31 protein-coding genes are annotated in these 23,542 nt (G+C 37.2%); 7 read left to right on the top strand and 24 right to left on the bottom strand.

Annotated features, from left to right (window positions below):
* The first annotated feature begins 2 nt into the window (after positions 1-2).
* Positions 3-1,178 carry a glycosyltransferase family 87 protein gene (locus tag BM179_RS06455; protein ID WP_092014029.1) on the top strand — a complete coding sequence of 392 codons (1,176 nt, stop codon included), beginning with the start codon at positions 3-5 and terminating at the stop codon, positions 1,176-1,178.
* A 30-nt stretch (positions 1,179-1,208) separates the two neighbouring features.
* Here BM179_RS06455 and BM179_RS06450 read toward each other — a convergent pair whose 3' ends face one another.
* Positions 1,209-1,538, bottom strand: coding sequence for a DciA family protein (locus tag BM179_RS06450; protein WP_092014026.1), 330 nt, complete (start codon positions 1,536-1,538; stop codon positions 1,209-1,211).
* Positions 1,539-1,548: 10 nt separating this feature from the next.
* Entirely contained in the window at positions 1,549-2,049 is a 501-nt protein-coding gene (locus BM179_RS06445; protein WP_092014023.1) for a cupin domain-containing protein, read from the bottom strand.
* Between the two features lie 271 nt (positions 2,050-2,320).
* Between BM179_RS06445 and BM179_RS06440 the strand changes: the two genes are divergently transcribed.
* Genes BM179_RS06440 through BM179_RS06430 form a run of 3 tightly spaced genes read left to right on the top strand, consistent with a single transcriptional unit; the run spans position 2,321 to position 4,757 of the window.
* Positions 2,321-2,872, top strand: coding sequence for an RNA polymerase sigma factor (locus BM179_RS06440; RefSeq protein ID WP_092014020.1), 552 nt, complete (start codon positions 2,321-2,323; stop codon positions 2,870-2,872).
* Positions 2,873-2,914: 42 nt separating this feature from the next.
* Complete coding sequence (locus BM179_RS06435; protein WP_092014017.1) at positions 2,915-3,514, top strand: hypothetical protein; 600 nt, start codon at positions 2,915-2,917, stop codon at positions 3,512-3,514.
* Positions 3,489-4,757 carry a DUF4097 family beta strand repeat-containing protein gene (locus BM179_RS06430; RefSeq protein ID WP_092014015.1) on the top strand — a complete coding sequence of 423 codons (1,269 nt, stop codon included), beginning with the start codon at positions 3,489-3,491 and terminating at the stop codon, positions 4,755-4,757. The genes BM179_RS06435 and BM179_RS06430 overlap by 26 nt, the downstream gene beginning before the upstream one ends.
* A gap of 86 nt (positions 4,758-4,843) precedes the next feature.
* Here the strand turns inward: BM179_RS06430 and BM179_RS06425 are convergent, their stop codons facing one another.
* From BM179_RS06425 to rplU, 3 genes are all read right to left on the bottom strand, one after another.
* Positions 4,844-5,437 carry a NifU family protein gene (locus tag BM179_RS06425; RefSeq protein WP_092014012.1) on the bottom strand — a complete coding sequence of 198 codons (594 nt, stop codon included), beginning with the start codon at positions 5,435-5,437 and terminating at the stop codon, positions 4,844-4,846.
* Positions 5,438-5,600: 163 nt separating this feature from the next.
* A complete protein-coding gene (gene rpmA / locus BM179_RS25860) occupies positions 5,601-6,275 on the bottom strand; it encodes a 50S ribosomal protein L27 (RefSeq protein WP_092014009.1) in 675 nt (224 codons plus the stop codon).
* Between the two features lie 70 nt (positions 6,276-6,345).
* Positions 6,346-6,657 (bottom strand): 50S ribosomal protein L21, encoded by a 312-nt coding sequence (gene rplU, locus BM179_RS06415; RefSeq protein ID WP_092014007.1) that lies wholly within the window; start codon positions 6,655-6,657, stop codon positions 6,346-6,348.
* Positions 6,658-7,089: 432 nt separating this feature from the next.
* On the opposite strand from rplU, the gene BM179_RS06410 reads away from it, so the two are divergent.
* The gene (locus tag BM179_RS06410) at positions 7,090-7,737 is read left to right on the top strand and encodes a thioredoxin family protein (RefSeq protein WP_092014004.1); all 648 of its coding nucleotides are present in this window, start codon (positions 7,090-7,092) and stop codon (positions 7,735-7,737) included.
* Positions 7,738-7,888: 151 nt separating this feature from the next.
* Positions 7,889-8,695 carry a nucleoside triphosphate pyrophosphohydrolase gene (gene mazG, locus BM179_RS06405; RefSeq protein ID WP_092014958.1) on the top strand — a complete coding sequence of 269 codons (807 nt, stop codon included), beginning with the start codon at positions 7,889-7,891 and terminating at the stop codon, positions 8,693-8,695.
* Between the two features lie 76 nt (positions 8,696-8,771).
* On the opposite strand, the gene BM179_RS06400 is transcribed toward mazG, so the two are convergent.
* Positions 8,772-10,175 carry an alpha-L-fucosidase gene (locus tag BM179_RS06400; RefSeq protein WP_092014001.1) on the bottom strand — a complete coding sequence of 468 codons (1,404 nt, stop codon included), beginning with the start codon at positions 10,173-10,175 and terminating at the stop codon, positions 8,772-8,774.
* Between the two features lie 318 nt (positions 10,176-10,493).
* Here BM179_RS06400 and uvrB point away from each other — a divergent pair, with 318 nt between their 5' ends.
* Positions 10,494-12,518 (top strand): excinuclease ABC subunit UvrB, encoded by a 2,025-nt coding sequence (uvrB, locus tag BM179_RS06395; RefSeq protein ID WP_092013998.1) that lies wholly within the window; start codon positions 10,494-10,496, stop codon positions 12,516-12,518.
* Between the two features lie 81 nt (positions 12,519-12,599).
* On the opposite strand, the gene rplQ is transcribed toward uvrB, so the two are convergent.
* The 18 genes from rplQ to rplX all read right to left on the bottom strand — a co-directional run bounded on the left by rplQ (position 12,600) and on the right by rplX (position 23,524).
* Positions 12,600-13,145: a 50S ribosomal protein L17 gene (rplQ, locus tag BM179_RS06390; protein ID WP_092013994.1), complete on the bottom strand. Its 546-nt coding sequence runs from the start codon at positions 13,143-13,145 to the stop codon at positions 12,600-12,602.
* 182 nt (positions 13,146-13,327) lie between these two features.
* The gene (locus tag BM179_RS06385; protein ID WP_092013991.1) at positions 13,328-14,317 is read right to left on the bottom strand and encodes a DNA-directed RNA polymerase subunit alpha; all 990 of its coding nucleotides are present in this window, start codon (positions 14,315-14,317) and stop codon (positions 13,328-13,330) included.
* 321 nt (positions 14,318-14,638) lie between these two features.
* Positions 14,639-15,244 (bottom strand): 30S ribosomal protein S4, encoded by a 606-nt coding sequence (rpsD, locus tag BM179_RS06380; protein ID WP_092013989.1) that lies wholly within the window; start codon positions 15,242-15,244, stop codon positions 14,639-14,641.
* Between the two features lie 126 nt (positions 15,245-15,370).
* Entirely contained in the window at positions 15,371-15,766 is a 396-nt protein-coding gene (gene rpsK, locus BM179_RS06375) for a 30S ribosomal protein S11 (protein ID WP_092014955.1), read from the bottom strand.
* 99 nt (positions 15,767-15,865) lie between these two features.
* Entirely contained in the window at positions 15,866-16,243 is a 378-nt protein-coding gene (rpsM, locus tag BM179_RS06370) for a 30S ribosomal protein S13 (protein WP_092013985.1), read from the bottom strand.
* A 54-nt stretch (positions 16,244-16,297) separates the two neighbouring features.
* Positions 16,298-16,414: a 50S ribosomal protein L36 gene (gene rpmJ, locus BM179_RS06365; protein WP_028523604.1), complete on the bottom strand. Its 117-nt coding sequence runs from the start codon at positions 16,412-16,414 to the stop codon at positions 16,298-16,300.
* A gap of 90 nt (positions 16,415-16,504) precedes the next feature.
* On the bottom strand, positions 16,505-16,723 hold the full coding sequence (infA, locus tag BM179_RS06360) for a translation initiation factor IF-1 (protein WP_092013982.1): 219 nt from the start codon (positions 16,721-16,723) through the stop codon (positions 16,505-16,507).
* Between the two features lie 113 nt (positions 16,724-16,836).
* On the bottom strand, positions 16,837-17,631 hold the full coding sequence (gene map, locus BM179_RS06355; RefSeq protein ID WP_092013979.1) for a type I methionyl aminopeptidase: 795 nt from the start codon (positions 17,629-17,631) through the stop codon (positions 16,837-16,839).
* 88 nt (positions 17,632-17,719) lie between these two features.
* On the bottom strand, positions 17,720-19,039 hold the full coding sequence (gene secY / locus BM179_RS06350) for a preprotein translocase subunit SecY (RefSeq protein WP_092013976.1): 1,320 nt from the start codon (positions 19,037-19,039) through the stop codon (positions 17,720-17,722).
* 134 nt (positions 19,040-19,173) lie between these two features.
* Complete coding sequence (gene rplO, locus BM179_RS06345) at positions 19,174-19,620, bottom strand: 50S ribosomal protein L15 (protein WP_092013973.1); 447 nt, start codon at positions 19,618-19,620, stop codon at positions 19,174-19,176.
* An 87-nt stretch (positions 19,621-19,707) separates the two neighbouring features.
* Positions 19,708-19,887 carry a 50S ribosomal protein L30 gene (rpmD, locus tag BM179_RS06340; RefSeq protein ID WP_092013970.1) on the bottom strand — a complete coding sequence of 60 codons (180 nt, stop codon included), beginning with the start codon at positions 19,885-19,887 and terminating at the stop codon, positions 19,708-19,710.
* Between the two features lie 106 nt (positions 19,888-19,993).
* Entirely contained in the window at positions 19,994-20,512 is a 519-nt protein-coding gene (gene rpsE / locus BM179_RS06335; RefSeq protein ID WP_092013968.1) for a 30S ribosomal protein S5, read from the bottom strand.
* A gap of 6 nt (positions 20,513-20,518) precedes the next feature.
* Positions 20,519-20,866, bottom strand: a complete 348-nt coding sequence (gene rplR, locus BM179_RS06330) for a 50S ribosomal protein L18 (protein WP_092013965.1) — start codon at positions 20,864-20,866, stop codon at positions 20,519-20,521.
* A 113-nt stretch (positions 20,867-20,979) separates the two neighbouring features.
* Positions 20,980-21,537 carry a 50S ribosomal protein L6 gene (rplF, locus tag BM179_RS06325; protein WP_092013962.1) on the bottom strand — a complete coding sequence of 186 codons (558 nt, stop codon included), beginning with the start codon at positions 21,535-21,537 and terminating at the stop codon, positions 20,980-20,982.
* A gap of 105 nt (positions 21,538-21,642) precedes the next feature.
* Positions 21,643-22,038 carry a 30S ribosomal protein S8 gene (gene rpsH / locus BM179_RS06320; protein WP_092013960.1) on the bottom strand — a complete coding sequence of 132 codons (396 nt, stop codon included), beginning with the start codon at positions 22,036-22,038 and terminating at the stop codon, positions 21,643-21,645.
* A gap of 135 nt (positions 22,039-22,173) precedes the next feature.
* Entirely contained in the window at positions 22,174-22,443 is a 270-nt protein-coding gene (gene rpsN, locus BM179_RS06315) for a 30S ribosomal protein S14 (RefSeq protein ID WP_092013957.1), read from the bottom strand.
* Between the two features lie 97 nt (positions 22,444-22,540).
* Entirely contained in the window at positions 22,541-23,095 is a 555-nt protein-coding gene (gene rplE, locus BM179_RS06310; RefSeq protein WP_092013954.1) for a 50S ribosomal protein L5, read from the bottom strand.
* 96 nt (positions 23,096-23,191) lie between these two features.
* The gene (gene rplX / locus BM179_RS06305) at positions 23,192-23,524 is read right to left on the bottom strand and encodes a 50S ribosomal protein L24 (protein WP_092013951.1); all 333 of its coding nucleotides are present in this window, start codon (positions 23,522-23,524) and stop codon (positions 23,192-23,194) included.
* Positions 23,525-23,542 lie beyond the last annotated feature (18 nt).

The raw sequence follows: 23,542 nt of genomic DNA, 5'->3' as shown, positions 1-23,542 counted from the left end.
TTATGACTTACGACTTCAAACATTTCCTCAACAAACGAAATATTATTGTTATTTGGTTTTTAGCTGGCTTAATCATCGGGCTTAAACAGTATTCTCTGGGAGAAGTCAATTCTCATATCAATAATTATATCATTTTTAAGACCAGTTTCAAGCATCTTTTAGAACATAAAAATCTTTATCTGGAATACCCGAAAGAGTATTTCGACTTATTCCTTTACGGAGCAATTTTCCCCATTTTAATTGCCCCGCTTGCTGTTCTCCCTACAATCATCGGTGTTTCACTCTGGAGTATTATTAATTCATTGTTCTTGCTTTATGCTATTTATCAGTTACCTGTTTCTGAAAAGAATAAAGCTATTATTAGCTGGATTGTGCTGAATTGCTCCATTACTGCTATGCTCAATACTCAGTTTCATAATATTTCGGCTGCTATGATTATTCTCAGTTATACGCAGCTGAAGAAAAAAAATGAGTTTGCCGCTACCGCTTTTATGGTGTTGGGAACAATGATAAAACTTTATGGTATCGTCGGACTGGCATTTTTCTTTTTCTCTGAAAATAAGGTCAAATACATAGCATACTCTATTTTATGGGCATTCATCTTCTTTATTACGCCCATGTTTTTTGTCGGTATTGATTATACACTTCAATGCTATGCTGACTGGTACAATGTTCTGGCACATAAAAATGACCTCAACATTGACCTGCTTAATACGAGAACGGATGTTTGTGTGATGGGTTTTTTCAGAAGAATTCTGAATGACGGTAGTCTTTCAAATCTCTATTTTATCATTCCGGGGGTATTGATTCTGGGCTCTTCTTATCTTAAAATCAGAGCATTTAAAAATCCGGTATTTCAAATGAGATTACTTGCCTCTGTATTGCTTTTTGTGATATTAGCCAGTACAGGTTCTGAATCTCCTACAATGGTGATTGGGTTTGTAGGTGTAGCCATCTGGTACATTTTAAGTAAGAAAACCACATTTGATACATTTCTGCTTTGGTTTGCATTAATCATCACAAGCTTTTCTCCAACGGATATTTTTCCAAAATTCATCAGAAACGAATATATAAACAGATATGCTCTGATGGTTATTCCATTACTTTTTGTCTGGTTAAAACTACATTGGGAAATTCTTTTAAAAACAGAAAGCCTGGAACAAGAGACGCTGGACTAAGGAAAGGAATAGCGTCTTTTAACCAAATTTCTAAATAAAAATCACTTCGCGGATCATTTCCTCTCCTATCTCCTGATTAATCAGCTGAATTATTTTGTTTTTAGCCATAAGAAGTTCGCTTCGCAACGGAGCAGAATCTATCTGGATAAATAATTTACCTTCAGAAACATAAATTTTGCTTGTTCTTGAAGCTATGGGTTTTCCCATAATTTTCTCCCAATACGCTACTATATATGTTTCATTATATTTCCCTCTGAGCTTATATAAATTCAGCAAGTCATCAATCGCTTCCTTCAGGCTGATTGTCCCGGTTTTTCGTCGAACATTGTCTTTGTTAAATCGGTAGTATTGATCAGACATGGCTTTTATGTTAATATGTCAATATTTCTATTATTTCAGCATGTTGCGGGAACATAGCAATAAGTTCTTTTCTGCTTTTCATTTCAAAATCATCAAAATCAAAACCCGGAGCAACGGTACAACCTACCAGAGAATAGCTGTCTTTCACCGCAGGTTTAGAACCAAACCAACTTCCTGCCGGGACTACAGCCTGAAAAACCTCATTATTCTCAAAGTTTTCTCCTAATTTAATCACATCAAGTACTCCTTCAGGGCTAATTACATAAATATCGAGTGGAGACCCTGTGTAAAAATGCCACATTTCATCAGATTCAATTTTATGAAAAGCTGAGATATGATGACTTTCCAATAAAAAATAGATCCCTGTACTAAAACTACGATCACCTTTAAAGCGTTCAGGAAGTCCTGATTTAGCGATTTTTTCTTTTGAGCGATATGTTTCGGCAAAGTATCCTCCTTCCGGATGCTTTTGCATTTCATATTTTCCTATCCAAAACTGAGGTTTCTTCATGGTTAAAACTGAGGTTTAATTAAAGTCGGAGGATTGTAACGAAAAAACTTATGTCGGTTATTGTATAATTGAGCCACTTTTTTTTTGAAAAAGACTATTTTTCAGCAAATTTCTTAAAAAATATTAAAACCTGATGCAACATTCCTATTTACATCGTTGTCATTCTCATGAAATTAGTTCACAGATGAGAAAAAGAAAGATAAAAGGGTGTTGGTGAACGAGATAGAAAACTAAAAAAACGTAACTTAAACTTATAAAACTAACACCAACTCTGGAACAAACGCTTTACATAGACAAACATTTGCATTTAGTTGAGGCTTGCCGTCGGGGCGAACGCAAGGCTCAGTACGAGGTCTATCGGCTTTACTCAAAGGCGATGTTCAACGTATGTATGCGTATTCTCAACCACGTGGGAGAAGCAGAAGACGTTCTGCAGGAAGCTTTTTTGGATGCATTCTTAAAAATCAGTGATTTTCGCCAGACCTCCACTTTTGGAGCATGGTTAAAACAAATAGTAGTTAACAGAGCCATCAATCAATTACGTCAAAGAAAAGTAGAATTAGTTGACGTAGCGGATTCCGGCGATTTTCAGGATGAAGATTATGTTGATGAAGATGATATTGACATGAATGTTGCTGCTGTCAGAACTGCCATTCAGCAACTTCCGGATGGTTTCCGAACAGTTCTTAGCCTTTATTTATTGGAGGGTTATGATCATGAAGAAATTGCAGATATTCTGGAAATTGCAGAGTCAACATCAAGAACACAATATATCAGAGCCAAGAAAAGATTGTTAGAAATTTTGAAAAAGCGGGGTGATTAAACAATTGCTACAAACTTTTGTCAAAACTTTGCACAGTAGAAAATGAAAAAAACGAAATTAGAAAGATTTATGAGGGACAATCGTGAGGAGTTTGATTCTTACGAGCCGCCAGTGAACTTATGGTCAAAAATTGATGCCGGTTTGCCTCCGGTACTTAATGAGGCAGAACCCGCTAAAATTATTGCACTATCAGATTCTCCTAAAAAATTATCCGTCTGGAGACAGAGACGGTGGCAGATAGCCGCCGGAATAGTTATGCTTTTGGGCTGCTTTTCTGTTTATTTCCTTACCGGCCGCAATGATAATAATACTGATAAAATCGTAACAGAAATCAACCCTGCGTATGGACAAAGGGTGTATCAATATGCAAGCCTGATTGAAACCAAACGAGATGAACTTCGTCAATTAGAGGCCCAGGATCCCGCCCTATATAAAGAGTTTTCTGAAGAAATAGAAAAACTCAATGCTGACTATCAAAACCTTGAAGCGGAACTGCCCCAAACTCCAAATCAGGAAGATCTAGTTAAAGCAATGATTCAGAATTTACAGGTACAACTTGACATCCTGAATCAGCAACTTCAAATTATTCAAAAGATAAAACAAGCAAAACAAAACCATGGAAAAGATATGCAAAATGTGTAAAGTATTATTTTTGGGGATTTTCATAGTAAATAATGCTTTTGCTCAGCAATTAACCGCCCGGGCTTCCGACCCGATAGAAAAAAATGAAATCCTCTCGGCAAAGGAGGTTAAACAGCTGGAAAAAGAGATAAAATCTCTTACCAAAAATGCTCAGGCCTTAGCCCTAAAGGTTCGTAATGCAGAGTTCGGACCCGGAGATCAGGATGAGCAACAGGAGTCTGAAAATCCTTTTGAAAAAAAGAAAGTTATTTCTAAATCGTATAGCGTCGATGCCAAGGATAAACTTTCTATCAACAACCAGCATGGTGAAGTTAAGATAGAACTTTGGTCCAAAAATGAAATCAAGGTTGACGTAACCATTACCGGATATGCTAATTCTGAGAAAAAAGCTCAGGAACTGATTAACGGAGTAGATATCAAGGAACAGCGTGATGGTGATATGATCTCTTTAAAAACGCTCATTGAATCTGAAAATGGTGGAAACTGGGGCGGAAACTGGAACTGGAGCTGGAAAAGCAGAGGTGACGAGAAATCGAATGGTAAACGTGGCGTTGAAATCAATTATATGATCTATATGCCTAAAACGAATGCTCTTATCGTAGCAAACCGATACGGAAGCACTAAAATTCCTACGTTCTCTGCTCCTTTGAAAATTTCTTCAAATTATGGAAGTTTTACTTGCGATAAACTTTCAGGAGGAGATAAAAACATTCAGGTTCAGTATGGCTCAGGAAATATCAAACAAATGGATGACGGTGTGCTGAATGTGGCTTATTCTTCATTGGGAATAGACAAAGCGGATAATCTCCATTTAACTAATAATTACGGTTCTATGAACCTGCATGATGTAAATAACCTTGATGCCAATATTCAATATTCAAGCGGGAAAATCGGGGTAATCAGAGAATCAGGAAAAATCTATATCAGTTATTCCGATGGTGTTCAGTTGACAGAAATGCCAAAAACACTGAAATCTTTAGATATTAAGTCGAATTATACTTCTGTAAAATTACCCGTAAATGGTGATTGTAATGCTGACTTTGATGTAACCATCAATTATGCGAATTTCAGAATCCCCGAAGGCAAAGCTACATTCAGTGTTAATTCAGATAATGATAGCGATGAAAATGGCAAAATGGGCTGGAAATCAACAAAAATCTATAAGGGTAAAATTGGAAAAGGAGCCGGTACAAAAATTGTGATCCGCTCAAATTACGGGGGGGTAAAATTTACTGATAATTAAAATTCCGTCCTAAGTTTTTATTGGAGTATTCATAAAAAATCCCGGAAGCCAGAAGCCTTCGGGATTTTTTTATCATAACCTTAAAATTATACACCTTCAGCTACAACTTCTTTAACTTCAGGAACCATTCTGGTAAGAAGGTTTTCGATCCCTGCTTTCAACGTCATTGTTGAAGAAGGGCAACCTGAGCAAGAACCTTGTAAAAGCACTTTTACGATACCGTCATTGAAAGAATGGAAGTTAATTGCTCCCCCATCAGATTCGACGGCAGGACGAACATATTGTTCCAATACCGATTTTATTTTAATAACAGCCTCAGAATCTTCTTCTCCGCCATTTGCAGCTTCATGAGCAGCAATTGTAGTTTTAGTAAAAACTTCTTTCTTCTCTTCGAAAAACTTCCTGATAAATTGTTTTACTCCGAAAAGCTCATCTTCCCATTTTGTTTCATCATCTTTGGTAACAGTAATAAAGTTAGATGAAATGAAAACTCTTTTCACAAAGTCAAACCCAAACAACTCAACAGCCAAAGGAGAATTTCTTCCTTCAGCCAAAGCATCGGCCGGGGTGGCATAGTCAAAAGACGAACCATCCGGTACAATTTCGAAGTTTAATACAAACTTCATTGAATTAGGATTGGGAGTTGATTCTGTATAAATAAATATTTGCGGCTTCAACATTTTCTTAAAAGGTAATTATCTCAAAATGATTGTATTTTCTTAGAACACAAATCTAAATATTTTGGTTTGGCAAAATGAAATTTCTTTCATTTTTTCCCAACTTAAAAAAAAGACCCACTCAGAACTTTCCAAGCGGGTCTTTTTCAGTAGCTTATGAGAAGAATTATTCTTTTCCGGCATTAAGTTCATCCTGCCATGCTTTTAATTCATCCCATTTACCGGCAGCAGCCAATTCGGCTTGTTTTCCCCAGGTAGAAGGATTATGAACAGCATAACGTGAACCGGCAGCATCAAGAATTTCCTGCATTTTTTCAACTGACGTTGCAGCTAATTCTGCAAAAGTCCTGATTCCTGCATTGTGGAAAAGTTCTTCAATCTTCGGACCGATACCTTCTACAATTTTCAGGTCATCGCCTTCAGCTTTTTTTGCTTTTTTCACTTTTGGTGCTGATGTTTCCACATCAGCTGAATCTGCGGCAGCTGCTACCGTGGAAGCAATTTTCGCTTCCGCTGTTTCAGTAGTTTTTTTAGCTCCACCTTTTTCTTCGGCAGCCTTCACGGGAGCATCAACTAAAACAGCATTATGAAAAGGGAGTACTTCTACAAAAGAACGTCCTTTGAACCCTTTTTTGAAATGTACAGTACCATCAATCAGGGCGAACAAAGTATGATCTTTTCCAAGACCAACATTTACACCAGGATTATGTGCTGTACCTCTTTGACGAACGATGATATTGCCTGCAATAGCTGGCTGACCACCGAAAATCTTAACACCAAGTCGTTTACTATGCGACTCACGACCGTTTTTGGAACTACCTGCCCCTTTCTTGTGTGCCATTTTCTTATTTTGTTTATAGCTTACAGAATTCAGTCTGCGGTATAAAAACCGTAAACTCCTGACTTAAAACTTATAATGAAATACCTTCGATTAAAACTTTTGTTAAATCCTGACGGTGACCGTTTTGTTTTTGATAGCCTTTACGACGTTTCTTTTTGAAAACGATAACTTTCTCACCACGAACATGTGCTAAGATTTTGCCAGATACAGATGCACCTGTAACGGTCGGAGCTCCTACAGTAATAACTCCGCCATTGTCAACAAGGAGTACCTTGTCGAAAACCAGTGCAGCGCCTTCCTCTCCCGCCAAACGGTGGGTGTAGAGGTAACGGTCTTTCTCAACTTTAAATTGCTGACCAGCGATTTCTACGATTGCGTACATTTTTTGTTATTTTTTGATTTAAAAACTTCTTTCAGCATTGGTACTAACCAGCTTAAAACCAAGTAGTATAATGCATAAATTGGGGTGCAAAGTTAAGAAATTCCTTTTGAAAAACGAAAACAACTTTATACATTTATTTGAGTTTCAGGAAAAAACATAGATTATTAAGCATTTTTTAACAGAAAAATAGAAACTATTTACCTTTTTTTCGTTTAAAGAGTATAGGTTTCTGTATTATACAAAACCTGATAAGAATTTGATTATCAGATTAGTTACGATCATCAAATTATAACTTGTTCTGATTCGAAGATTCGGAAGATTTTAAGAATTATCCGCTATTCAGAAGGGTTTATCATTCTAAGTCATCATAAGAAATTTGAAAAACTTACTTAATTTGTATTTATACTTTAATAATTCTATCATCTTAAAGAAATGAAAACATTATTCAATAAAGTTCGGTTTTTAGGTCTTGCTTTGGTTATTCTTTCCGGACTCAGTTTCATTTTTGCCTTTTCCGAAAAGCATATTAATCCTCAGGGATATGAAATCGGAGATGCCGTTTCTGATTTTCACTTAAGGAGTGTTGATGGGAAAATGGTAAGTTTAGCTGACAATCGTACTGCAAAAGGTTATATTATTGTATTCACTTGTCACCATTGTCCTTTTTCAAGAGCATACGAAGGCAGAATTATAGCCCTGAATCAAAAATTTGCGAATCAGGGTTTTCCAGTTTTAGCCATCAATCCGAATGATCCAAGTGCTTATGAAGAAGACAGTTTTGAAAACATGAAAGCTGTTGCCAAAAGTAAAGGTTATACATTCACTTATGTTCAGGATGAAAAACAGGATGTTGCCAAAGCTTTTGGAGCTTCCAGAACTCCTTCGGTTTATGTGATAAAGAAAGAGAATGATCGTTTTATTCTTCAATATGTCGGAGCCATTGATGATAATTCTCAGGATGCCGGTTCTGCTACGAAAAAATATGTAGAAGAGGCCGTAAATAATTTACTAGCCGGAAAACCGGTGGTTACCAATTTTACAAAATCTGTGGGCTGTGCTATAAAGTGGAAAGGGTTGTAATATTTTCCTGATAATAATTACTTTGCCGGAGCGAAATCTCCGGCTTTTTTATGGTATTTCAACACTAAAATGAGAACTCTATCTCGTTATTTCCCACGAAATAATGGTGATTTTGACTAACTTTGACCTGAAAACTACATTTTTGAAACGCATGACATTTCAACAACTTCCGGAGAAAAGACAAGAACAATTGATGGCATTTAACAGATTGCTGACAATTATGGATGAATTAAGGGAGCAATGCCCTTGGGATAAAAAACAGACGATTGAAAGCCTTCGCCATCTTACAATCGAAGAAACCTATGAACTCTCTGATGCTATTATAGAGGGCGATTTACCGGAAGTAAAGAAAGAAATCGGAGATATAATGCTTCATCTTGTTTTCTATTCAAAAATTGCCTCTGAAACAAATACCTTTGATATTTCTGATGTATTACACGGAATCTGTGAGAAACTAATCAGTCGCCACCCGCATATTTATGGAGATGTTAAAGTAGAAAATGAAGAACAGGTAAAACAAAACTGGGAAGCCTTAAAACTTAAAGAAGGTAATAAATCTGTTCTCGGAGGTGTTCCAAAATCTTTACCTGCCTTGGTTAAAGCAATGAGAATTCAGGAAAAAGCAAGAGGAGCCGGTTTCGACTGGGAGGAAAAAAGTCAGGTTTGGGAGAAAGTAGAAGAAGAAATGCAGGAATTCAAAACTGAATTTAATGTAATTGATAATCAGGCAATAGACTTGGAAAAAGCTGAAGGAGAATTCGGAGACTTGCTTTTTTCTCTGGTAAACTATGCCAGATTTATAAATATCAATGTTGAAACTGCGCTTGAACGAACCAATAAGAAGTTTATAAAACGATTCCAATTTCTTGAAGAAAAAGCCAAAGAATCAGGAAAATCTCTGACAGATATGAGTTTGGCTGAAATGGATGTTTATTGGGAGGAAGCAAAGAGAAACTGATTTTTAAAATATCTGATTAGCATAAAACCTGCTTTAGCTGAATCAATGACTAAAGCAGGTTTTATACTTTCATTACTTACAGGACATTCTCAATTTTGTAAACCCAGGCATATTGGCTTGGGTTCGTTAATGGAGAAAGCACAGGCGGAGTAATAAGGAATTTACCAGACTTAATACCTGTTTTTATCAGGCCATTGAATCCGAGTAAACTCACTTTTGAGCTTTTTGAAATACCTTCAATAGCGATTGGTTCATCTTTCCATTCTGTACTGATGAGATAAAGATCCTTGCCTTTTGCTGTAAAAAAGATTTTGGTATTCTTTCCTACTTTAGGAGCCTTTGTCCATTTTCTGGTACCATAAATAGCCTCTCCGTTCACTTTCAACCAACGACCAATATCTTTTAAACGTTGCTGCATAATAACCGGAATCCTTCCATCTGCCGTTGGTCCGATATTCAATAATAAATTGCCTCCTCTTGCTACTTTATCAACCAGAATATCAATTAACTCCTTTGAAGAAGAATAATCCTCCAGATTTTCATTTCTGTTATAGCCAAACGAAGAGCCAATTCCTCGGCATTCCTCCCAGGGATGATTGATTTCCATACCTGTAGAATTCTGATCATGCACTAAATCATATTCTGTTGTATAAATACCTCCGTGTTTAGCTCTGGTTTCTTTTCCCCATCTGTCATTCACAACAATGTCGTTTTTGGCAGGTGAGTCGTTGTACAACCATGACAAAAACTCTGTACTTTTCCACGTTTCTGAAGGATGGTCCCATTCTCCATCAGTCCATAACACATCGGGTTTATACCGGGTTACCAGATCTTTCATTTGAGGAATCATGTGATCATCAACGTATTGTTTAACATTGTTATGATAAAGCGGGTTGAACCACTCGTACAAGGAATAGTAATATCCCATTCTAAGCCCTTTCTCTCTTACAGATTTCATAAGATCTCCTGCAAGATCTCTGTGAGGATTCAGGTCAACTGCATTCCAGTTCCATGACTGTGCACTTGGCCAAAGGGTATATCCTTCGTGGTGCTTGGAGGTAAGAACAACATATTTTGCCCCTGATTCTTCAAAAACTTTAGCCCATTCATCCGGACTAAACATTTCACAGGTAAAACCTTTCGCGAAATCCTGATATTTGTAATCCTTTCCGAAAGCTTTGTCATGAAATTTTGTAAATGCTTTGAAGCTAGCTCTGTTCGGATCTGAAATACCCTTCCAATACCATTCAGCATAGCGATCATAAACTCCCACTCCATCTTTTGCTGTTGGTCCCCATGCCGGCACGGAGAATAACCCCCAATGGATGAAAATACCAAACTTTGCATCCTCAAACCATGTTGGTACCGGACGAGAGTCTATGGAATTCCAGTTAGCTTCGTATTTTTTCTGCGCTGAAATCTGATTGATCTGAAAAATGATCAGGAATAAAGCAATCCATTTGAGTCTTAATTTTCTCATAAATGTTAAAAGGTTTTATTTGTTAAAATTAAAAGAATTTATCGCTGCGCAAATACTCTTTTTTCATACATCAGCCTTTACCTTTTCTAAGGTTTTAGCCTATAAACCCCTACACCCAAAACCGATCTTCATGAATCCTGGCGTCATTCACGCAACAAAAAAAATCCTTACATTCAATATTTATCTGAAGCTAAACTTCCGGGAGCTTTTTTATTGTTTAATGATTTATTAGCATTTAACGCCTCTCAAGGTTTTTAATCTTGTTTTTTGTATCTTTATCAGTTTACTAAAATTCACTCGTTGACGATTTTTTAGCACATGGACTTTAAACTTATTTCAGATTATCAGCCAACCGGAGATCAGCCGCAGGCAATTGAAAAACTGGTTGAAGGATTACAGAATGGGGAAGACGCTCAAACCCTCCTGGGTGTTACGGGTTCGGGGAAAACATTCACCATGGCTAATGTTATAGCCCGGGTAAATCGCCCTACACTAATCCTTAGCCACAACAAAACCCTTGCGGCACAGCTTTACGGAGAATTCAAGCAATTCTTTCCTGAAAATGCTGTTGAATATTTCATCTCTTACTACGATTACTACCAGCCTGAGGCGTTTATTGCTTCAACAAATACCTATATCGAAAAAGATTTAATGATCAATCAGGAAATAGAAAAACTACGCCTTGCGACAACTTCTTCGCTAATGTCTGGTAGAAGAGATATTGTTGTGGTAGCCTCTGTTTCCTGTATTTATGGTATGGGAAATCCGGAAGAATATCGAAAGTCGATTATAAGAGTAGCCGAGGGAGATATTATTTCAAGAAATCAGTTTCTTTTCAGGTTAGTTGAAATCCTTTATTCCAGAACTGAAGCGGAATTTTCCAGAGGAACTTTCAGGGTGAAAGGTGACACAGTTGACATTTATCTGGCTTATGCCGATTTTGGGTATAGATTTATCTTTTTCGGGGACGAAATCGAAGCCATCCAGAGAATCGATCCTTCTACTGGGAAAAAACTATCCAGTGAGCGAATGGTTGCTATTTTTCCGGCTAATTTATTTGTTACCGGGAGAGATGTATTGAATCAGGCAATCTATAAAATTCAGGATGATTTGGTATCTCAAATAAAATATTTTGAGACTGAATACAGACTTCAGGAAGCAGACCGAATAAAACAGCGTACTGAATTTGATCTGGAAATGATGAGAGAACTGGGATATTGTTCCGGTATAGAAAACTATTCGCGATACTTCGACAATCGTCAGGCAGGACAAAGACCGTTCTGTCTTCTTGATTTCTTTCCGGACGACTATATGATTGTTGTAGATGAGAGCCATGTTACAATGCCTCAGATACGAGCTATGTGGGGTGGAGACCGATCCAGAAAAGAATCACTTGTTGATTATGGTTTTAGATTACCATCAGCCTTAGATAACAGGCCTCTTACTTTCCAGGAATTCGAAAATCTTGCCGGTCAAACAGTTTTCGTTTCGGCTACTCCGGCCGATTATGAACTAAGAAGATCAGAAGGCGTTGTTGTTGAACAGATTATTCGTCCTACAGGGTTACTTGACCCTGAAATAGAAGTTCGTCCGAGTATTAATCAGATTGATGATTTACTGGAAGAAGTTTATGACAGAATAAAAAGAGAAGAAAGAGTCTTAATTACTACTCTGACTAAAAGAATGGCAGAAGAATTGTCAAAATATATGGACAGAGTTGGTGTTAAATGCAGATACATCCATTCGGAAGTCAAATCTCTGGAGCGTGTTGAAATTCTGAGAGAGCTTCGTTTAGGGGTGTTTGACGTATTAGTCGGGGTAAACCTTTTAAGAGAAGGTCTGGATCTTCCGGAAGTGTCTCTGGTAGCAATTATGGACGCAGATAAGGAAGGTTTCCTGAGAGATATCCGTTCATTAATTCAAACTATTGGTAGAGCTGCCAGAAATGACCGAGGAAAGGTTTTAATGTATGCAGACCGAATTACCGGTTCGATGCAAAAAGCCATTGAGGAAACAGCCAGAAGAAGAGTTATTCAGATGGAATATAATCTGGCCAACGGAATCACTCCTAAAACGATTCTTCGTTCAAAAGAGTCTATTATGGAACAAACCTCAGTAGCCGACAGAATGGGTAAGCCTTCTAAAAACTACTATATTGAACCTCAGGAATTACAACTGGCCTCTGATCCTGTGGTTGCTTATATGAACAAAAACGAATTGGAAAAGCAAATGAAAAAAATTCAGTCTGATATGGAGCGTGCAGCCAAAGATCTGGACTTTATTGTTGCAGCCAGATTAAGAGATGAATTATTGGCTTTGAAAAAACTAATTGATCAGAAATAGATCATATAAACAACGGTACGTTTTAAAATAAAAAAGACTCTGGCTTCCGCCAGAGTCTTTTTTATAATCTCTGAATAAAAACTACTCTTCCGTTTTTTCTTCAGTTGAAGTTTCTTCAGCAGGAGTAACTTCTTCAGCGGCAGGAGCCTCAGCAACAGGAGCTGTTTCAACAACTTCAGCAGCAGAAACTTCAGCTTTTTTAGAAGCACCACCTCTACGACTTCTACGTGTTTTAGTAGCTTTTTCAGCTGCAGCAGCCAATAAAGTTTCGTTGAAGTCAACTAATTCAATCATGCAGATTTCGGCGTTATCACCCAAACGATTGCCTAATTTGATAATTCTTGTGTAACCACCCGGACGATTTGCTACTTTCTCAGAAACTACCCCAAATAATTCTTTAACAGATTCTTTGTTTTGAAGATATGAGAAAACAACACGACGGCTGTTTGTACTGTCATCCTTAGATTTAGTAATCAAAGGCTCAACATATTTTCTCAATTCTTTAGCTTTCGCTACAGTAGTTTCGATTCTTTTGTGAAGAATCAGAGAAGAAGCCATGTTCGACAACAAAGCTGCTCTGTGGGAAGCAGTTCTTCCCAAATGGTTGAATTTTTTACCGTGTCTCATTGTATTATTCGTAAGTTAAAGCGACCAGCCACCCGGCTTATCGCTGCGGTTAAGGAGACTCACGTCTGCTCACCTATTACTACTTTATTTAAATAATTGCAGAATTAACAAACTTGATGATAATTCTGCAAAAATCATTATTGGTATTCCCAAATTGATAACTCAATTAGTGGAATTTAATCTCAGTCTTCTTCGATACGATATTTCACAATATCCATACCGAAATGAAGTCCTTTTTCTTCTACTAATTGCTCCAATTCTGTTAGCGATTTCTTACCGAAGTTGCGGAATTTCATCATATCAGAAATTTCCAGCTTCACTAAGTCACCTAAGCTTCTAACGTCAGCAGATTTTAAACAGTTGTAAGCACGTACTGACAAATCAAGATCGGCCAATGGTGTTTTCAACAATTTACGCATATGAAGCATTTCTTCATCAACAACGTTATCTTCTTCTGCTTTCTGTGTTTCAAACGTCATAGTCTGATCAGAGAATAACATGAAGTGTTGTATCAAAATGTAAGCAGCACCTTTCAAAGCATCTTCCGGGTGAATCGAACCATCAGTTTCGATATCAAGAATCAACTTTTCGTAGTCAGTTTTTTGCTCAACACGAGTGTTTTCGATGCTATATTTTACGTTTTTAATCGGCGTATAAATAGAATCAATTGCAATATGACCAAAAGGAGGCTCAGTGTTTCTTGGTTCGTCAGCAGGTACATAACCCCGTCCTTTCTCAACGATAATTTCCATTTCCAATTCTTTCGAATCGTCTAAATGGCAAATAACCAAATCCGGGTTAAGGATATTGAAATAAGGTGTAAATTTTGCAATATCGCCAGCAGTTAAAGAAGTCTGATTTTTAACTTTAACACTGATTTTATTTTCAAGGATTTCCTGAGCTTTCTTGAAGCGAACTTTTTTCAAATTCAAGATTATCTCAGCAACGTCCTCATGCACACCTTCAATAGACGAAAATTCATGTAAGACCCCGGAAATCTTCACGCTTGTGATAGCGTAGCCTTCTAGAGAAGAAAGCAAGATTCTACGAAGTGCATTACCGATTGTAACGCCATAGCCTTTTTCGAGAGGCTTAAACTCAAATAACCCGTGAAAGTCGTCGGCTTTTTCCATAACGACTTTGTCGGGCATTTGGAATGCTAAAATTGACATATTTCGTAGCTTATATTGGTCTTAAATTAACGTATTAAGATAATCGTGCGGTAATATACAAATAATTCAAATAAAAGCAGAATTATTTCAAGAAAATCTTGACAATACCTTTAAAATTCATTATATTACAAATTTCATGGGTTTTAATACTGCTTTGAAATATTCTGTTTTTGAATATATTCTCCGCAAGAATAAAATCCTTGCGGAGTCAAAATAGAATGATTTCCAATTAATTGTACATTTCGAGAACCTATAAATGATAGGTCTGATGAAGTTTCCAAGTAATACTCTGGTTGCGATAAATACGCCTTCAGAATCAGATTACTTAGAGTACAATTCGACGATTGCTTGCTCGTTGAAGTTTTCCGGAATCTGGTCTCTTTCAGGGTAAGAAATAAACTTACCAACCATTTCAGTAGCTTCCCACTCTAACCAGTTGAAGCGTTTTGTAGCTTTTCCTAACAATGAATTAGTTACAACTTCCAATGATTTAGATTTTTCACGAACACCTACCAATTGTCCTGGTTTCAAAGAATAAGATGGAATATTAACAACATCTCCATCAACAATGATATGCTTGTGGATAACCAATTGACGTGCAGCACGACGAGTTGGAGCAATCCCTAATCTGTAAACAGTGTTATCCAAACGTGCTTCACACAATTTGATAAGGTTCTCACCAGTGATACCTTCTTTAACAGCAGCTTTGTGGAAAAGATTTTCGAACTGACGTTCAAGAATACCGTAAGTGTATTTTACTTTTTGCTTCTCTTTCAATTGCAAAGCATATTCAGACACTTTAGCACGTTTTCCTTTACCGTGCATTCCTGGTGCATAATTTTTACGAGCTAATGCTTTACTCGGACCTAGGATTGCTTCACCGAATTTACGGGCAATCTTCGATTTTGGACCTGTGTATCTTGCCATTTTCTTTAAAAATGAGTCACTGAATCACTTTCATTCAGTGAAGTAATTAGATTTATATTGAAACATGAAAACGAAGGACAATAATTACTAATTGCCCTTCGCTGATTTAAGTGCTAGCTTGAGTGATTATACTCTACGACGTTTTGGAGGACGACAACCATTATGTGGCAATGGAGTAATATCCTTAATCATAGTAACCTCGATGCCTGAGTTTTGGATAGTTCTGATTGCTGATTCACGGCCAGCTCCAGGACCTTTCACAAAAACCTCAGCTTTCTTCATTCCGGCTTCAACTGCAACAGCTGCACAGTTAGAAGCAGCAGTCTGAGCTGCATAAGGAGTGTTCTTTTTAGAACCTTTGAAGCCCATTTTACCAGCAGATGCCCAGGAAATAACCTGGCCGGCATTGTTAGTAATTGAGATAATGATATTATTAAAAGAAGCTTTGATATGTACCTGGCCTACCGGCTCAACAACAACAACTCTCTTTTTCGCTTTGTCTTTTCTTTTAGCTTGTGCCATTTTTAGATTTTGTTTATTAATGCGCCATGTCCAGTTTTTCCCCAAGGTTATTTAAAACACAGGAATCTTCGACACTCAGATGCTACATTAATTCAATGATTACTTAGTAGCTTTCTTCTTGTTAGCAACAGTCTTACGTTTACCTTTACGGGTACGTGAGTTGTTTTTAGTACGTTGACCTCTAACTGGTAAACCTTTACGATGACGAAGACCACGGTAGCAACCAATATCCATCAAACGTTTGATGTTAAGTTGAACCTCAGACTTCAATTGACCTTCAGTTTTGTACTCAGCGGCAATAATAGCACGGATAGCACTTGCTTCGTCGTCATTCCATTCACCAGCTTTCTTGTCCCAAGAAATCTCAGCTTTGTTCAAAATCTTTTGAGATGTGCTGCGACCAATACCATAAATGTATGTCAAAGCAATCTCGCCTCTTTTTTTATCGGGTATATCAACCCCTGCAATACGAGCCATATTGTTTCTAAAGCTTTTGTTTTAGGTTAAGTGAAATACATCCACCTGACGTAATTAACCCTGTCTTTGTTTATACTTTGGATTCTTTTTGTTAATAACGTAAAGTTTTCCTTTTCTGCGGATAACTTTACATTCAGCACTACGCTTCTTGATAGACGCTTTAACTTTCATTTTTTTTGAGTGTTAAGTCGTAAGAGTTGGTGAATCTCAGCGTTAAATTCAGATCTTCCGATCTACTTTCAAATCACCTATTCTTTCTAGTTATTTGTAACGATATACGATTCTTGCTTTTGACAAGTCATAAGGCGACATTTCTAATTTCACCTTATCTCCAGGGAGGATTTTGATGTAGTTCATTCGCATTTTCCCTGAAATATGTGCGATGACTTGGTGCGTATTCTCTAGTTCTACCCTAAACATAGCATTAGAGAGCGCTTCAAGAATTATTCCATCTACTTCAATAGATGATTGTTTTGCCATAGGTCAATTTATAAATTTGAAAATTTGTGAATTCGAAAATTTGAAAATCTTTAAATATCACAATTAAGAATGTTAAATGCCTAGCATTTTTAAATTACAACATTTCCAAATTTTCAAATTGAAACTATATTATCTGACTTTTCAATCACTTCCTCAATATAAGAAAAGGTGGTAAGTATTTCAGCACTACCTTTCCGGATCGCCACAGTATGCTCAAAATGAGCAGAAGGCTTATGATCCTGAGTTCTGATTGTCCAACCATCGTTTTCCTGGTGAATGGATTTCTTACCTAAATTAATCATTGGCTCAATTGCTATCACCATCCCTTCTTTAAGCTTGGCTCCATCACCGCGTTTACCATAGTTTGCCACTTCAGGACCTTCGTGTAAGGATCTTCCTACTCCATGACCTACTAATTCTCTCACCACGGTATATCCGGCTTTCTCACAAAAGGATTGAATTGCAAATCCAATATCACCAATCCGTTTTCCTACTACAGCCTGTTCAATACCTAAATAAAGAGAAGCTTTTGTGGTACGAAGCAAATCCAGTGTCTCATCTTTCACATTTCCTACAGCATATGTATAGGCGCTGTCAGCATGAAACTTGTTTTTAAATACTCCGCAGTCAATCGAAACAATATCTCCGTCTCTTACTTCATATTTACCCGGTATACCATGTACAACGACATCATTCACCGATATACAAAGAGAAGCAGGAAAATGATTATAGTTTAAAAAAGATGGATTTCCTCCGTTATCTTTAATAAACTCGTAAGCAACTTTATCTAACTCTTTTGTCGATATTCCCGGTTTGATATTCTTAGCTACCTCAGCATGACATCTTCCAAGAATATCACCATTGGCTTTAATAATATCTAACTCAGTATCTGTCTTTAAATAAATCATAAGTCTGATACGGTACCTTTCCGTTGAATTTAGTAAACCTATAAGCCCAATGAGTAACCTACAAGCAAACTTAAATTATACCTGGAAATTACTGAGCTAAAACCTCAGTTCTACCTTTTACCCTACCCGACTGCATTAAACCTTCGTACTTACGCATCAAAAGATAACTTTCAATTTGTTGAAGAGTATCTAATACAACACCTACTAAAATTAACAATGAAGTTCCTCCGAAGAAAGAAGAAAAACTACGTGTAATTCCGAATAAACTTGCGATTGCAGGAAGGATGGCAATTACAGCCAGCATAAATGCACCCGGAAGTGTAATTCTGTCAAGAATATCAGCGATGAAGTTAGAAGTTGCCTCGCCCGGCTTAACACCCGGAACAAAACCACCACCACGTTTCATATCATCTGAAATCTGAGTTGGGTTAATCGAAATAGCAGTATAAAAGAACGTAAACACGATAATTAAAACAGCAAACAATAAATTATATTGCCAGGTGGTAAAATCTCCGAATGCCTGAGCAATTGATTGAGCTGTTTCACTTTTATCAGCAAATGACTGAGCCACAAGACCTGGGATAAACATCAAAGCCTGAGCAAAAATGATAGGCATAACACCTGCTGCATTCAGCTTTAAAGGAATATACTGACGTTCACCTCCTAAAGATACTTTGTTTCCAACCACTTGTTTCGCATACTGAACAGGAATTCTGCGAACAGCCTGAGTTACCATTACAGCACCCATAACTACAAAGAATAATGCTACAACCTCAGCAATGAACAATAATGCACCGGACATACCTCTTGAGCCTGCTTCCTGGAATAATGCACCCGGGAAACGAGATACGATACCGATCATTATCAACATTGAGATACCGTTACCGATACCTTTGTCTGTGATCTTTTCACCTAACCACATACAGAACATTGTTCCTGATACTAAAATCACTACTGAATACAAACGGAAGAACCAGGGGTCAACCATAATTGCTTCAGAAGGAATTGTAACCTGTAAGTAAGTAAATCCTTGCGCTGCAGTAACAAAAATCGTCAAAACACGAGTAATCTGATTCAATTTCTTGCGACCAGATTCTCCGTCTTTCTGCATCTTTTGAAAATATGGCAATGCAATTGTTAACAACTGTATTGCGATAGAAGCAGAAATATAAGGCATAATGCCTAAAGCAAAGATAGAGGCGTTATTAAACGCTCCCCCTGAAAACATATTCAGCAAACCTAACAATCCGCCATCTCCTTTTTGAGCTAGTTTAGTAGCATCTACTCCAGGCAAAACAATATAAGAACCAAGACGGAAAAAGGTGATAAACAACAGGGTATTAAGAATTCTACCTCTTAATTCCTCTATTGAGAAAATGTTTTTGATAGTTGTAATAAACTTGTTCATGCTATCTGTATAAGTAATCTGTTTTAAGAAAAGTATTGCGAAAGTTGTGAAACTTCTTCTACAATTACAAATCTGTTGCCAGAATTAGCTCGATTACTTAATAATTTCTGTTGTCTATCTTAAATTTTCTAAAATTAAGCTTTGATAGCTTTACCACCTACTGCTTCGATTGCAGTGATAGCAGCAGCAGAAAAACCTTTGGCGTGTACCTCCACCGCTGATTTAATTTCTCCACGACTTAGAATTTTAACCAAGTCATTTTTAGAAACTAAACCATTTGAATATAAAACCTCGAAGTTGATTAATGCAACACCTGTTTCTTCAACAAGAGCCTGTAAAGTATCAAGATTGATAGCTTTGTACTCAACGCGGTTAATGTTTTTAAATCCAAACTTTGGAACACGACGTTGTAATGGCATCTGACCACCTTCAAATCCACGCTTACGTGAGTAACCTGAACGTGATTGAGCACCTTTATGACCACGTGCAGAAGTTCCACCTAAACCGGAACCAGCACCACGACCTACTCTTTTTCTTGTTTTTACCGACCCAGCAGCCGGTTTCAATGACGAAAGATTCATTTCTTTAATCTAATTTAATAGTTTGCTAAACGCTAATCACCGTGATTAACTCGCTTTTTAAGCAGAAGTAACAGCTGTTACAATCTCTTAGATGTTTTCGACTACAATCAAGTGTTGTACCGCACGAATCATTCCGGCAATAGCAGGATTTAATTCTTTCTCAACACTTTTACGGATTTTCCCCAAACCCAAAGCCTTGATAGTACGTTTCTGAACTTCAGGTCTTTTAATTGCACTCTTAACTTGAGTAATTTTTACCTTTGACATGATCTTATAGTTTTGAGTTTTGAGCTTAGAGTCAATAGTTTTTAGTTTTTAAAAGAACGATATTCTTTCAATCCGAAACTCTTAACTCTCAACTCATCACTTAAAATTATCCGTTGAATACTTTTGCTAATGAAATTCCTCTTTGGAATGCAATTGAATGCGGTGCACGCATCTTAACCAATGCATCAACAGTTGCTTTTACCACGTTATGCGGGTTAGAAGAACCTTTTGATTTAGCTAATACATCGTGTACACCAGCTGATTCCAATACTGCACGCATCGCACCACCAGCGATCAAACCAGTACCCGGAGCAGCAGGCTTCAACAATACGAAACCACCCGAGAATTTACCGATTTGTTCGTGAGGAACTGTATTTTTCAACAAAGGAACCTGGAACAAATTCTTCTTTGCATCCTCAATTCCTTTTGTAATAGCATCAGTTACTTCGTTAGCTTTACCTAAACCGAAACCTACAATACCCTTACCATCACCAACTACTACGATAGCCGAGAAACTAAATCTACGACCACCTTTTACCACCTTAGCCACACGGTTGATAGCAACCACTTTTTCTTTTAATTCTCCTTCGTTAACCTTCAAAGGTTTTGACTGTAATTGAGACATATCTTTTTAGAATTTTAAGCCACCCTCTCTAGCTGCATCAGCTAAAGATTTGATTTTACCGTGATACAAATAACCATTTCTGTCAAATACTACGGTAGAAATACCAGCAGCGATAGCTTTCTCAGCTATTTTAGCTCCAACAGCTTTAGCAGCTTCAATGTTAGAGTTATTAGCACCTGTTTCCTGTGATGAAGCAGCAGCCAAAGTCTGACCTTTTGTATCATCAACCAATTGAGCATAAATTGCTGTATTCGAACGAAAAACAGTCAATCTTGGCTTCTCAGCAGTCCCAGAGATTTTTGCTCTGATTGACTTCTTGATTCTTTCTCTTCTTAAATCTTTTTGCGTAGCCATTTTTGTTTACATTTTTTGTGGATTACCGACCCACGATTTTTTTCAATAAACGGTTATCAAACAATTGTATAATGAATAATAATATCTGATAACCGTTAACTGACAAATTAGAATTATTTCTTACCTCCGGCTTTACCAGCTTTTCTTCTAACTTCTTCACCAATAAAGCGAATACCTTTACCTTTGTAAGGTTCAACTTTACGAAGAGATTTGATCTTAGCAGCAACCTGACCAATCAATTGTTTATCAATACCTTCTAAGAAAACTTTAGGGTTTTGACCTTTTTCCATTGAAGTTGAAATTTTCAACTCAGATGGGATTGCCATGAAAACTGCGTGAGAATAACCTAAGTTAAGTTCAAGGACATTGCCTTGATTAGATGCTTTGTAACCAACCCCGATGATTTCCATTTCTCTTTTGAAACCTTCGCTAACACCAACAACCATATTGTTGATAAGGGCACGATACAAACCGTGGAGAGCTTTGTGACGTTTTTGTTCAGTAGGACGTTTTACCAATAACTCAGCGCCTTCAATTTCAACTGAAATATCCGGATCTACAGCTTGAGTTAATGTTCCTTTAGGACCTTTAACTGATACAGTGTTATCAGAAGCAACGCTTACTGATACACCAGCGGGAAGGTTGATAACCTTATTACCGACTCTTGACATGATTTCTTTTAGTTAATGCTTAATATTTAGAGCCTTTTGCTCGTTTCAGCTTAATTTGATTCCTGGTTACCTGTTAAAACAGGCAACCAGTCTCTCAGAATTATATTAGTAAACGAAGCAAAGAACTTCGCCACCTACGTTCAATGTTTTAGCTTCTTTATCAGTGATAACACCTTTAGAAGTTGAAAGGATAGCGATACCCAAACCATTCAATACTCTTGGTAATTCATCTGCTCCTTTGTATTTACGCAAACCTGGCTTTGAAACTCTTGTCAAGTTTACAATTGCTGGCTGCTTAGTTACCGGGTTATACTTCAAAGCAATTTTGATAGTACCCTGAACAGTTGAATCCTCAAACTTATAGTTCTGGATGTATCCTTTATCAAAAAGAACTTTAGTAATTTCTTTTTTGATGTTAGAAGCAGGAATTTCAACGATTCTATGACGTGCCTTGATGGCATTTCTCAATCGTGTTAAGTAATCTGCTATTGGATCTGTCATTGTTTTACGATATTTGCGACAAGTCTTTCTGAAAAGGCTTGCAAAATTACGGAATTGAAATTAAAAAGGCAAATTATTTTAGAAAATAGATAATCTTCTAATTACCTAATTTCCAATTACCTGATTACTGTTTTACTACCAGCTTGATTTAGTTACACCCGGAATCAAACCTGCCGAAGCCATTTCACGGAAAGTAACACGGTTGATACCAAACTTTCTCATGTAACCTCTTGGGCGACCAGTCAGTTTACAACGATTGTGTAAACGTACAGGCGAAGCGTCTTTAGGTAACTTGTCAAGTGCAAGGTAATCACCAGCAGCTTTTAAAGCAGCACGCTTAGCAGCATATTTAGCAACAGTAGCTTCTTTTTTTCTCGCTCTTGCTTTTACGGATTCTTTTGCCATTTTGTGAGAATCGTTATTTGTTTTAAGTTATGTGAGTTATGAGTTATGAGTTATGCAACTTTCGTTAAACACTTAACTCATTCCCAACAACACTAAATTACTTCTTCTGATTTGCGAAAGGCATTCCCATTGCAGTTAACAATGCAAGTGCTTCTTCGTCTGTGTTAGCTGTGGTAACGAAAGTGATATCCATACCAGAAATTTTACTTACTTTATCAATAGAAATTTCCGGGAAGATGATCTGTTCTTTAACACCTAAAGTATAGTTTCCACGACCGTCAAATCCTTTGTCTGAAATACCTTTGAAGTCACGAACACGTGGAAGAGCAACGGTAGTCAAACGATCAAGGAATTCGTACATTTTTTCGCCACGAAGCGTTACTTTAACCCCGATTGGCATATTTTCACGAAGTTTGAAGTTAGAGATCGCTTTCTTAGACATAGTTGCTACTGCCTTCTGTCCTGCGATAAGCGTCAATTCTTCAACACCTACGTCAACTAATTTCTTATCTGCTACTGCTGCACCGATACCTTTGTTGATTACGATTTTTGTAATCTTAGGAACTTGCATTACTGATTTGTATTGAAATTTTTCTTTCAAAGAAGAAACGATTTCACCTACATACTTCTCTTTTAATCTTGGAGCTGCCATGTTTTAAAATAGTTTGTGGATTTCCGACCCACTTTTTCAGTGGACAGACCAGATCTTATATTCAAGATCCAGGCTTCCACCTTCATTGATAACTAATTAAATAAATTTGCCAGATGCTTTAGAATATCTTTGCAACTTGCCATTTTCGTTCAACTTACGACCTGTACGAACCGGTTTTCCGTTTTCTACGATCATTAAGTTAGAGATATGGATACTTCCTTCTCTCTTTTCAATTCCACCCTGAGGATTAGCTGCTGTAGGCTTAACATGTTTTGTAATCATATTGGCACCTTCAACGATGGCTCTTTGTTTATCAACTAAAACCGCTTTGATAACGCCTGTTTTGCCTTTTGAATTACCTGCGATAACCGTTACAGTATCACCGGTCTTTACGTGCAGTTTAGGCTGCTTGTTAAATTTTCTTTCCATGATGATTTTAGTATATGA

Source organism: Pseudarcicella hirudinis, assembly GCF_900115665.1.
GTDB lineage: Bacteria > Bacteroidota > Bacteroidia > Cytophagales > Spirosomataceae > Pseudarcicella > Pseudarcicella hirudinis.
This window is presented reverse-complemented; position numbering and strand designations above follow the sequence as displayed.